The organism is Niabella digestorum, from assembly GCF_036409055.1.
GTDB lineage: Bacteria > Bacteroidota > Bacteroidia > Chitinophagales > Chitinophagaceae > Niabella > Niabella composti.
On record NZ_JAZGLY010000003.1, the window covers coordinates 422,020 to 435,011 of the forward strand.

Annotated in this window: 6 protein-coding genes and 1 pseudogene; 5 read left to right on the forward strand and 2 right to left on the reverse strand. The window is 37.4% G+C overall.

Features of this window, described 5'->3' with window-relative positions; genetic code table 11:
* The first annotated feature begins 94 nt into the window (after positions 1–94).
* Positions 95–6,382 (forward strand): alpha-2-macroglobulin family protein, encoded by a 6,288-nt coding sequence (locus V2H41_RS07320; protein WP_330974486.1) that lies wholly within the window; start codon positions 95–97, stop codon positions 6,380–6,382.
* An 85-nt stretch (positions 6,383–6,467) separates the two neighbouring features.
* On the opposite strand, the gene V2H41_RS07325 is transcribed toward V2H41_RS07320, so the two are convergent.
* Positions 6,468–8,930, reverse strand: coding sequence for a glutaminase family protein (locus V2H41_RS07325; protein WP_330974487.1), 2,463 nt, complete (start codon positions 8,928–8,930; stop codon positions 6,468–6,470).
* A gap of 829 nt (positions 8,931–9,759) precedes the next feature.
* Here V2H41_RS07325 and V2H41_RS07330 point away from each other — a divergent pair.
* The 3 genes and pseudogenes from V2H41_RS07330 (at position 9,760) to V2H41_RS07335 (ending at position 10,643) form a co-directional block, all read left to right on the forward strand.
* Positions 9,760–9,948 (forward strand): hypothetical protein, encoded by a 189-nt coding sequence (locus tag V2H41_RS07330; RefSeq protein ID WP_330974488.1) that lies wholly within the window; start codon positions 9,760–9,762, stop codon positions 9,946–9,948.
* Between the two features lie 123 nt (positions 9,949–10,071).
* Positions 10,072–10,251, forward strand: a pseudogene (locus tag V2H41_RS13955) (response regulator); the annotation flags it as partial.
* A gap of 125 nt (positions 10,252–10,376) precedes the next feature.
* Positions 10,377–10,643 (forward strand): hypothetical protein, encoded by a 267-nt coding sequence (locus tag V2H41_RS07335; protein ID WP_330974489.1) that lies wholly within the window; start codon positions 10,377–10,379, stop codon positions 10,641–10,643.
* A gap of 99 nt (positions 10,644–10,742) precedes the next feature.
* On the opposite strand, the gene V2H41_RS07340 is transcribed toward V2H41_RS07335, so the two are convergent.
* Complete coding sequence (locus V2H41_RS07340; protein WP_330974490.1) at positions 10,743–11,648, reverse strand: OmpA/MotB family protein; 906 nt, start codon at positions 11,646–11,648, stop codon at positions 10,743–10,745.
* Positions 11,649–11,870: 222 nt separating this feature from the next.
* Between V2H41_RS07340 and V2H41_RS07345 the strand changes: the two genes are divergently transcribed.
* A complete protein-coding gene (locus V2H41_RS07345) occupies positions 11,871–12,944 on the forward strand; it encodes an NAD(P)/FAD-dependent oxidoreductase (RefSeq protein WP_330974491.1) in 1,074 nt (357 codons plus the stop codon).
* Positions 12,945–12,992 lie beyond the last annotated feature (48 nt).

A 12,992-nucleotide genomic window follows, 5' to 3' on the forward strand; every position in this document is an offset into this window, starting at 1 on the left:
TATACGTTATTTCATAAAAATACAAGCTTTCTTTTATGCAGTTTTAATTTTTTTGCATCAATTGAAACGGAATCTTAAAAGTTTATTGAAAAACATGAAAAAATCTTTACATACCATCATAATCCTGACCATTATAATTTTTACCGTGATGAAAAGTAATGCTCAAACTGAATACTACAAAACGGACTGGATGAATGTAGAAAAATTGATAGAGGAAGGACGCCCTATCTCTGCCTTAAAGATAGTAAAAGATATATACCAAAAAGCCAAGGCCCAAAAACAAGATGCGCAAGTGATTAAATCGCTGATGTATATTACACAACTACAAGATGAGAATCGCGAAGACAATCTGGAAAAAAGCATCAAAGAAATAGAAGATGAAATCACCCAAAGCACAGAACCCGCAGCATCCATACTTCGAAATTATCTCGCAACGCTTTACTGGGAATTTTTTCAAGACATCCGATACAAATTATACAATAGAACGAATACCCCCACATATCAAAAAGATGACATAGCCACATGGAGTGCCGAAGATTTTCATAAAAAAATTACTGAATTATATCTCGCTTCATTACAAAACTCAAAACAACTTCAGCAAACAAAACTTGAGCCGTACGATGCTCTCATCCAGAAAGGCAACAGTCGACATTTAAGACCCACCCTATTTGACCTTTTGGCTCATGAAGCATTAGATTATTTTGAAAACGACGAAATAGAGATCATCCAACCAGAAAATAAATTCGAAATCAAACAAGCTGATGCTTTTGCTCCTGCCACCGCCTTTGCAAATACCGAATTACTTACGACCGATTCTACTGCACCTAAATACGTAGCGCTACTAATTTATCAGAAATTGATACGCTTTCACTTAAATGATCCCAAACCGGATGCTCTAATAGACGTAGATCTTAAACGATTACAATTTGTACGATCCCATTTTGTAGTTCCCGAAGATCATACCCGTTCATTCTATATAGTAGATGGACAACCCGTTCACGCTCTAGATATGCCGATGGATTTGATCGAATCGGTTCAAATCATTCCTCCTCAAGAAGCTGTTGCACTATACGGTAACAAAGCCTTAAACGGGGCCATACACGTCATTACTAAAAGTATATCTTCTTATCCCGAATTACCAATTACCACTTCCCCTGCTAACTTAAATGATATTCTCTATTATCATGCTTTAAAACAGATTACCCAAAAATTTGGGAATATACCGGCCACAGCTCAAGCATATTTTTTAATGGCCGAATGGCATGCTGATTTAGGAAAAGAATATACTCCCAATAAAGATACCGCCTATCGTTACGAACGCATAAAAGCCAGAGAAATAACAGCTATTATTTTAAAGCAACAAGAAAAAAGTGAAGGTTGGGTCAATGCATACAACCTCAAACAACAACTCCTTACTCCACAACTTAGCTGTGAGGTGGAAAACGTCAACATTCCGGATTTACCCTTCAGAATGCTAATTCGATATAAAAACATTCAGAATATTCATCTACGCATAATTTCAGCAAATGAAGCATTGAAAAAAGATTTTGCAGATTATAGCTACAGAGATTCCATCTGGTCCAGTCTTCTCCATAAAACCCCTATCAGAAGTTGGGCTCAAGAACTACCTAAAACTAACGATCTACAAGAACATCTGGTGGAAATCAAAATTGATCCATTACCTATAGGAGAATACTTTATTATTGCATCAATTGAAGATAATTTCAGCACTAAGGATAATATTCTAGCGGCCGCTCTTACTCATATCTCTAATATCAGTTATGTAACATTTGAAAACAACATATTCGTTTTACATCGCAATACAGGACACCCCTTATCTAATGCAAAAGTACACTTGTGGCAATCGCGTTACAATTACACTACATCAAAACAAAGAAAAGAGAAAGTGGGTAGTTACATTACAAATAAAGATGGACAGGCTACAATAACTCTTACATCCAACTTAAACCCAAATGAAAGAAAAGAGCTACTTTTTGAAATAGAACATGAAAATGACAGACTCTTTCTTGAGAAAAGCAACTTCACATATTACAGCTATTCAAATTTTGACAACCACACTACAGATACCAAACCCCAAATTTTTTTATTTACCGATAGAAGTATCTACAGACCGGGACAAACGGTATACTTTAAAGGACTTGTCATTAAAAAGCAAAGTGATGGCAAAAAAGCGGTCGTATATGAAGGATACAAAGACTCCATCATACTTTACAGTGCAAATGGGCAGAAAGTAAGCACACTTCAGCTTACCACAAATGAATATGGTACTTTTAGCGGGCAATTTACACTACCCGCAAGCGGGTTGAATGGGCTATTCAGCATTCGCACTAAAAAAAATTATGGCAACGTTTCCTTCCGAGTGGAAGAATACAAGCGCCCTAAATTTTATGTAGAGTTTGAAGCGATTAAAGAAGCTTATAAGGTAAATGACGAAATAAAAGTAACTGGATTTGCGAAAGCTTATGCCGGTAACAATATCAGTGGAGCACAAGTTAAATATCGTATAGTGCGAGAAGTTTATTTTCCTTATCCCTGGTTATTACGTAGCTGGTTCTGGCCCAGAACAGCTTCGGCACAAATCGCTCATGGCACAACTAGTACAGATGATAAAGGTTTCTTCCAAATTTCATTTACAGCTCTTCCGGATTTAAAACTGGATAAAAAAACCGACCCTGTATTTCATTATAAAATCTATGTGGATGTTACCGATATCAATGGTGAAACCCGAAGCGGTAGCCAATATGTATCAGCTGGGTACAAATCTATATTACTGAAAACAACCATCGATGAAAAAGTACACATAGATAGTCTGAAAACTTTGCACATCCGTACAGAAAATATGGCGGGCAATTTCGTCCCAACCAATATTCAAGTAACTATTACGGAGTTGATACCCGAACAACGATTATTACGCCCACGTTACTGGGAAAAACCTGATCAGTTCGCAATCGACAAGGCTACTTATGTACACAATTTTCCAAATGACATTTATGACAATGAAGACGATCCAAATTCTTGGAAAAGAGGCGCAGTGGTACTACAGCAATCGGGCATGACAGAAGATTCAGGTATATTCACACTGCACTCAACAAAAGCAATACAACCAGGACGATACGCACTACAGGTAACCACTCAAGATAGTGATGGCAACGAGATTAAAGATGTTCGTTACATAGAAATCTATGGCAAACAGCAACACTCAAACGCTCTAAGCTATATAGAAACATCTACACCACGCACAATAGAACCTGGAGAAAAAGCAAATATCGAATTCACCACAGCTGCAAATGATATCTTTTTAATCAAACACATTCAAAAAGAAGACAGTCAATTTGATTACCACAAACTCAACAACGGAAATAAAACATTTGTGTTTGCTGCAACCGAAAACGATCGAGGTGGCTATGGTGTCAACTTTGTATTTGTAAGGCATAACAGACTCTTCAAAAAGCAACATACAATAGTTGTTCCTTGGTCTAACAAAGAATTAAAAGTTGAATACAGTACATTCCGAGATAAAACACTACCGGGATCCGAAGAACAATGGACTATCAAAATATCAGGCAATAAAAAGGAGAAAGTACTGGCAGAAGTAATGGCAAGTATGTATGACGCATCTTTAGACCAGTTCTACCCTCACCATTGGAAAGTTCCATACATATGGAACAACTATTACAACCGAACTGACTGGACAGCATATTCAAATTTTAAAAAAGTAGATGCTTATGAAAAAGGAAGCTATTCCACATCAATAGAAAGCTTTAAAAAAGAGTACGACAGATTTATATTCATATCTACAAGTAATATTTTATACGAGAATACCATTGATCATGTATTATCTGGTAGAGTATCTGGTCTTGCCATGGCGAAAGCAGTAGACAGCAATGCCGAAGGATTTGTAAATATGAGTGAAGCCCCGACAGTAAAAAATGAAGAAGTAATAGCACCGCTACCCGATACTCAACAAAGTGATCATCTCAAGAACGACAATATACAAATACGTACCAACTTTAATGAAACCGCCTTTTTCTTCCCCAAACTGAAGACAGACAAGGACGATAATATCAGCTTCACCTTCACCATTCCTGAAGCGCTTACAAAGTGGAAATTTCAAGCACTTGCGCACACCAAGGATCTGGCTTTTGGATATAGCACCCACGAAATCATCACACAAAAAGATTTAATGGTACAACCCAATCCACCCAGATTTTTAAGAGAAGGAGATAAACTACATTTTAGCGCTAAAGTGGTAAATCTTTCTGATAAAGAAATTACCGGCATTGCCTCTTTACAGTTATTTGATGCGGAAACCTACGACACTGTCGATGGTTGGTTTAAAAATGTTATTCCGCAACAATACTTTACCCTCGGTGCAGGAGAAAGTCAGGCTATACAATTCCCTATCGAAGTGCCCTATCACTTTAATAAAGCAATCGCCTGGAGAATTATCGCTAAAACAGATTCGGTAAATGCCCAGGGACAGAATTTGAGTGATGGAGAAGAGAATATACTTCCAGTTCTAACAAACCGCATGTTAGTAACAGAAGCTATGCCTCTCCATATGAGAGGTAATGGTTCGAGAACCTTTAAGTTCGATAAATTAATAAATAGCAGCAATAGCGAAACTTTAACTACTCAATCTCTCACAATTGAATATACATCCAATCCGGTATGGTATGCTGTGCAGGCACTTCCTTATATGATGGAATATCCTTACGAATGCTCCGAGCAAACTTGGAATCGTTATTTCGCTAATGCACTAGCACATCACATCGTAGATCAAATACCTAAAATCAAAGAAATATTTGAACATTGGCAGACACAGGATAGCAGTGCCCTGTTAAGTAATCTTCACAAAAATGAAACATTAAAATCGATATTACTGGAAGAAACGCCATGGGTACTGGCTGCTAAAAACGAATCTCAACAAAAGAAAAATATAGCGCTGCTCTTCGATTTGATAAAAATGAACGCAGCACTACACAAGACATATGAAAAGTTAAAAGAACTACAAACACCCAATGGAGGTTTCGCTTGGTTTAAAGGCGGATTAGATAATCTTTATATCACGCAGTATATCTTGACTGGAATCGGGCATCTTAAAAAATTAAAAGCAGTAAGTGGCGTGCAGGAAGCCAATCTGAATCGTATTTTACAAAAAGCTTTACCCTATGTAGATGCACGAATTAAACGGGAGTATGACATGCTCAAAGAAAGCAAAATAAACCTCGAGAGATATACTCCTTCTTATATCTTCATTCACTATCTCTACATGCGTAGTTTCTTCCCGCAAAACAAAATCCCGACAGCTACCGAGCCGGTTGTAAAATACCTTATTGAACGAGCTCAAAAGACTTGGACAAAACAAAATAAGTATATGCAGGCAATGATTGCTCTGGCATTGCATAGAAATAATGATCAGATTACACCTAAAGCTATTTTAAAATCTTTAGATGAAACGGCAATACGACATGAAGAGCTAGGTATGTATTATAAAAATACATACAGAAGCTGGTGGTGGTATGAAGCACCCATTGAAACACAATCATTGATTATAGAAGCATTTGAAGAAATCACCAAAGACAGTAAAACTGCCGATGATTTAAGAACATGGTTATTGAAGAATAAACAAACGAACAAATGGGAAAGCACAAAAGCCACTGCCGAGGCAGTGTATGCACTTTTACTGCGTGGCTCTGACTGGACAAGTATAACACCACAAGTAAGTGTTGCACTCGGAAATACTACATTTGATAATACAGAAAGTGAAGCCGGTACAGGTTATTTCCAAAAAGTAATAGAAGGTTATAAGGTAAGACCGGATATGGGCAATATAACCGTAAACGTGGAGCAAACTCCATCTAATGCCTCCTTACCAACCTGGGGAAGTGTGTATTGGCAGTACTTTGAAGATCTTGACAAAATTACCACCGCGGCCACCCCCCTACAGCTCAATAAGAAGCTGTTTATTGAAAGAAATACAGAGCGAGGGCCTGTATTAATGCCTATTACGGTAGAGGACAAAATAAAAGTAGGCGATAAAATCAAAGTGCGTATAGAGCTGAAAGTAGATCGAGATATGGAGTTCGTACACATGAAAGACATGAGAGCCTCAGCACTGGAACCCGTAAACGTTTTAAGCCAATACAAATGGCAAGGTGGGCTAGACTATTATGAAACCACAAAAGACGCTGGCACCCATTTCTTCTTCGACTATCTTCCCAAGGGTACATATGTATTTGAGTATAGCTTACATGCAAGTGTTACTGGCAACTTCAGCAACGGTATTACCAGTATTCAATGTATGTATGCGCCCGAGTTCACTGCTCATAGCGAGGGGATGCGCATCACTATTGAATAAAGGTCAGCACTAACAATATAAAAGCCCGCATTTGCGGGCTTTTATATTTCATAGCATCAGGAAACTATTATAAATAAAGTATGCACTATTTTTTCAGTTTAGCGTCCAGAACTTTCATCCAATGTCCACCTATAACACTACGAGCTTGAAATCCTACTTTCTGACCATTTGTAGTTTCATACCAATCGCTAAGAGGAACACGGGTTGGTGTTTCCAATGCGTATTTATAAACTGGTAGCATTAATGCACGAAAATCCTCATCATTTCCTGTTAAACAAGCTGTCCATAGAATCCAATCGCTTTTGGTGTAAGTTTTACGACTATCCAGTGGAAGACCGTATTGCTGCTGTTGACGTAGATAATATTTTATTTCTTTTTGTGCTACTTCTTTAGGGAATATATTAAAACCTAACACCCTGTCCCAAACAAGGTTATATTTCTGGCTCCAGGTGCCTTTCTTTTCAAATGCCAGTGTATAATGATCACCATCATCGGCCAGACGTATCCACTCAGGGACCATCTTCAAAGCGATATTGTGATACTTTTCATACACATCCTGCATGCCCTGCATCTTTGCCAGCATTGCATAGCTTGCTATACCCATAATGGCTTTTAATGAAAGATTGGCATTCCGTGCTAAATGTCCAGCAAAATCATCAGTACATAACTGATTCGCCGGGTCAAACCCTGACTCAACAAGATAATTAGTCCAAGTAGTTAAGGTTTCCCAATGTTTTTTAGCATATGCTGCATTCCCTTCCACTTTAGCAATAGCAGCCGCTAGAATCACCATATTACCTGATTCCTCGACCGGCATATCCTCACCATATACTTGTCCGTTAGCTAAAGGATAAGTACCAATATCATGTGCGGCAAAGGGCTTTTTCCATTTGCCACTCTCACTGTAATAAAAAATCCCATTCATCATTCCCTTTTGCAGTTCAGGATTGTATACTAAAAATAACGGAGCTGATGGGTAAGTAAGATCCACCGTATTGATACAGCCGTTGCTGTAGTTTTCTTTAGACAACCACAAAAGTTCTCCCTGTGGGCTCTGTACCAACTTATGAGCAGCCATTACCTGCCTGTAGCTAATTTCACAAAGTCGTGCATACTCTTCACCTCCAGCTCGTAAAGCATCTCCATAAATTGTCTCATTCAGCTTTTTACAACTAGCCAAAACGGATTCATAATCCTGGTAAGCAGCTTGCAATTGTTGTTCAATGGTTGAGTTATTGTTGCGGTTCCACCATGGTCTCAAGTTTTGTCCAAAGAATTGAATAGACCATATATCATCATATGCTACCAAAACCTTACTGCTAGCAGATTGGGTTGTATTTAATTTTAATATGGTACTTAAAACCATTTGTTTTCCTTTGCGATGAGATATTTCAGGGGCTTTAATCTTTTTATTTAACACCTTCAAAGCTTCTTCACCAGAAGCAACAATAAACTGCTTTGACGCTGCATTTTTTGACGTAGCGATATGCAAATACCCCCAATCGATACGGAGATCATCTCCCTTCTTTTCCAATACAGGTTGAGCAGTAGTACCTGCTTTTAGGACAGAAAGATTACTGGAGTTATACCTACTGGCTATTACTTCTTGCGAAGGTGTATTTACTGCTAAATTTGTGGAAGCATTGAACAAAATCTCAACGTCTCTTTGCTTTCCATCTTTGGAAGTAGCAGTAAAAGTCACATATGAAACGGGGCGAGCCATTAAATCAATATCCGTAAGAATCAAAGGAGAAGTAAAAGTCACATTCAAATCTACAGGTCCACAGCTAAAATCATAGGTAGTCTGGGTGGCTTTTACTTCAACATTTTGCTGCTTGGCAACTAATAAATCTTTTGACACATCGAACTTCCTTTCTTTTACCAATCCAAAATCCAGATGTTGTCCACCTGCTGTATTTTTAATATGAACGGCTAACACATTTTTCCCTTTTTTAAGAATAGATGAGGCGTTTCTAATAGGGATATAAATAAACTTGTGCACCCATCCCACAGTGTTGTATATTTCAACACCATTCAAATACACAATTATATTATCGTCATGATTCAGCTTGAGATAAAGATCATCCATTTTATTATCGGTCAACGTAAATGATCGTCTTACCCATAAATCATTGGATTTCCAGAAAGTTTTGACCACTCCTTTATCATCACCAAACGGCGCTAGCCCTTCTTTCCAGTTTTTATCATCGTACTGAATATGGTTCCAATCGTCAGTGGGCTTTTGCTCTGTATACTTTACAGTGTAATCATTATCTTCTGTAGCAGGTAGTACTACGTCGTACATACGCTCTACATCTCCTAAAAATCTGTATATTTTATTATCCACTTTAATAAACCCTGTAAGCGAATGCTCCGTCCCCGTCCAGTGTCTTGTTGTAGATGCAGTAACATCATCAGTAAATGACCAGACGCTAAAGTACGGGTCGTGTGTAATTAGCGGATATGCCGGGGCCTTACGTATCTGAGCATCAATGGTAAATAAAGAGGCAAGCCAAAAACCTAATAATAATACACAATACCTAATCATATTAATTAATATTTAAAATTTAGTTCTAACTCCAGTCTTATTTGCAGCGGACAAAAAATTATTGTTCTGTCAAATAAGATTGCATTTACAAGGAAATACATACCTGTTCCATGAAACGTAAAACAACTGGGCTTTATTAAAGAGAATATTCAATTTGTACCAAAACTACGCCTATTTATAACAAATTTCGGGAAAGTATTAATACATATCGTCATCAATGATCACATGCTAATCTTCTTCTGCTATCTGAATAGACTTCGCAAACGAAGAAATGGGCAACTTTAGACATGACACCTTACACATCCACAGCATCTCGCAGTCTAACAAAATAGCATTGAAACCATACCACCGATACAGTGATAATCAAAACTTCTATAGAAGGAGCCTTAATGTTTGATACGAAAAATATCAGTACACAAACTATTATATGCCCAAAAACGTGGTCAGAAAAATATTTACAGAAATATTGTACAAACATTCGATAATCGTATTTTGATTTGTACCGAAGAAGGTATTTTTGAGTTTAATATAAAAACAAATATTTTCAAGCACTAAAGGATTCCCCTCCCAATTGCTTTCATTCTGCAATTATTTAGACCCGTATAAACAACATTTGGATTGGAACACTATACAGAAGCTTATTTATTGAGAAGATATTAAAATGGGCTCACTCAAAATCCATATAAATAATATGAACGTTTTGAACGCAACGCGTATTGTCTACTTGATGGAAGATAGGAATAACACTTTATGGATATAAACAACAGATAGCCCTTACAGTGTCAATTTTAACAATCTGGATACAAAACATTATACAACTAAGAATGAATTGCCCAGGATTATTATTTACAACATTGCTCAGGATAATCACCCAAATTACGGGATCACTACCTCACATGGACTGGTTCGCATGGAGTATCACAATCGTAAAATGAAGATATTTACACAACAAAGCGGTCTCTTAAATAATCAGTTTAATTACCAATCCATCTTTAAAGATGACGAAGGCACTATTTAGGAAGCATCAAAGGGTTAATAAAATATAATCCCAACACCTTTATTCTCACTCTTCCTACAGTTCAATAATGCTAACATTTACATAATACTTATCTGTACGGACAACAAACTAACAAAGATTCTGATTGTAGACGATAACGAAGATTTACTATTCGTTTTATCAGATGGCTTTAATACACAATACAATTCCATATGCGCCCAAAATGCTAAAGCAGCCATAAACGAACTTGATAAAGAAAATGGACATCTTATTATCACAGATATTATGATGCCAGAGATAGATGGGCTCAGCTTCTGCGATACTATAAAATCCGACTTTCGATATATCAGAAGTCTTTTAAGAAACAGCGAAAAAATCCAAAATTATTATGCCAGTCCCCTACCGTGCATATCACCACTATTGCGCATACAAATACTGATAAAGTATTTATGGAAACCCTGGACAAATATATTAATGAGAATATTCATGAACCCCGATTTGGACGTAGCTTTACTGGCCAAATGCATGAACATGAGCCGCACCAACCTCTACAGAAAAATCAGCTCCATATCAATCTATCTCCCTCCAAAATGATCAATCTGGTACGCTTGAAAAAAGCTGCTGAACTGTTGAGTAATCCCTCAGCAAGGCTCAATGAAGTAGCATATAGCGCGGATATAACTCAGCTGGGGAATAACTTAAAAAAAGCACTTTAATATCGGTCCTTCGGAGTATATAAAAAATGGGAAACAACTGATATAAAAAGAATGGCCGCTAGGAAGCGGCCATTATCATACCTTAATCATTTTTCGTTATTACCCGTTGGTTACTGAGCTTTCCTCATTTTTGGGAGCTTGCTCAATCAACTCCATAAACTGATCCAATTTAGGCGTAATGATAATCTCGGTACGGCGGTTTCTGGTGCGCCCTTCTTCGGTATCATTATCAGCCACGGGATTATACTCACCACGTCCTCCAGCTGTCAGGCGTTTGGGATCCACTCCATAATCGTTTTGCAAAGCTTGAACTACAGATGATGCACGCAGGGCACTCAAATCCCAATTATTACGAATATTCGGACGATGAATAGGTACGTTATCGGTATTACCTTCTACCAGCACATCATAATCTTTATAGTCCAAAATAATTTTTGCAATCTTACGCAATACTTCTCCTGCACGTTCCGAGATCTCATAGCTTCCCGATTTGTAAAGCATATTATCAGATAAGGAGATATATACCACCCCTTTCAGCACCTTAATGTCTACATCCTTCAACTCATCGCGGCTGAGAGAACGGGTAAGATTGTTAATTAGAATAATATTTAAAGAATCGCTTTTGTTCTTAGCATTTACCAAATGCTGGATATAGCGATTTGAGGCATTAATTTCATCCACCAGTTTTGATATGTTGATATTACCTTGTGTATTTTGGGTAATGCTCTTATCCAGCGTAGCCTGTAGTGAAGCAAGCGATTTTTTAAGCGATGCGTTATTGGCTCGCTCCTGCCTCAATAGCTCCTCCAAGCTTTTCACACGTGCTTGACTTGCAGCCAATTCTATCTGGGTATTCTGATGTTGACTCACCACCGTTTGATATCGGCTGTTAAGACTATTATAGTCTTCCTGTAAAGCCGTAAACTTCTTGGTACTTACACACCCCGAAAACAATATGCCACTGATTATAAGAAACAGTGAAGCTTTCAATATTCGATTACTCATATATGACTCCAATTTATTTTATTATCAATATATTTCTTGCACAAAATAATAACAATTTCATCCCTAATAGTCAACGGGTTAATAACATTCTCATAATGATGGCAAATTAAGTCAATAAGTTGCACATACGATATAATTTTTAAAGGTGGCTTTAAGTCATTAAAATTTTTAACATATTTACAACCGATTTATCTTTAATAAAATATTTAATAATTAGCCTGAATGAACAAAACAAAGGTTATCGTCGTTGGTCAGGGCATTGCAGGCACCATGCTGTCTTGGTTTTTATACAAAGAAGGGATTGATTTTGTCGTTATAGATGATAATATCAGCAATACCCCATCCAGAACTGCAGCAGGAATAATTAATCCTGTAACAGGTCGTCGTGTGGTAACCGTCTGGATGGATGATATACTATTGCCTTTTGCTGAAAGAACCTATAAGACAATGGCAGACTTCTTAAATATTACTGCCATTTCCTCCACCAGTATTATTGATTTCTTTCCTAATCCTTTTATGAAAGAAAGCTTCCTGAAAAAAATCAGCCAGGGAGCTCCTTATATCAGTATTATTGATGAAAAAAACTATTTTTCGGAATATTTTCAATATGAATTCGGAGTCGGGAAAATAGCGCCTGCCTATATTGTGCACTTGCAAAACCTATTGCCCGCCTGGCGTCAGTTTCTATTAAAGAACAACCTCCTCATATCAAGCAGTTTTAAATTTTCGGAACTGAAGGTTGACAAAAATCAAATTAACTATCAAAATATAGCGGCAGAAAAAATCATTTTCTGCGATGGCTCTCCGGGCAACCACAATCCGTTCTTCTCTCTGCTTCCTTTTGCACTCAATAAAGGCGAGGCCCTCATATTGGATATACCTGGTTTACCATCCGACATGGTTTATAAAAAATCAATGACACTAGCTCCCTTTGGCAAGGAAGGACTGTTTTGGGTTGGTACTAATTATTTATGGGACTTTGACGACGATATGCCTACCGAATCCTTCAGAAAACATACCGAAGAAGTATTAAAAAGCTGGCTAAAAATACCTTTTCGCATTGTGGAGCATAAAGCTGCTATACGTCCTGCAACTGTAGAACGCAGACCCTTTGTAGGATTTCATCCTTTATATCCTCATGTGGGCATATTAAACGGATTAGGAACTAAAGGTTGCTCCCTTGCGCCTTATTTTGCTGCGCAATTAGTTGCTCATATTACTCAAAATGCTCCTATCCTTCCTGAAGCCGATGTAAATCGTTTTGCAAGAATTTTATCCAGAACAGAAATTTCATAAGCATTCTCATTACAATAACTTTCATTATGAAAGTACTAAAATAAGAGT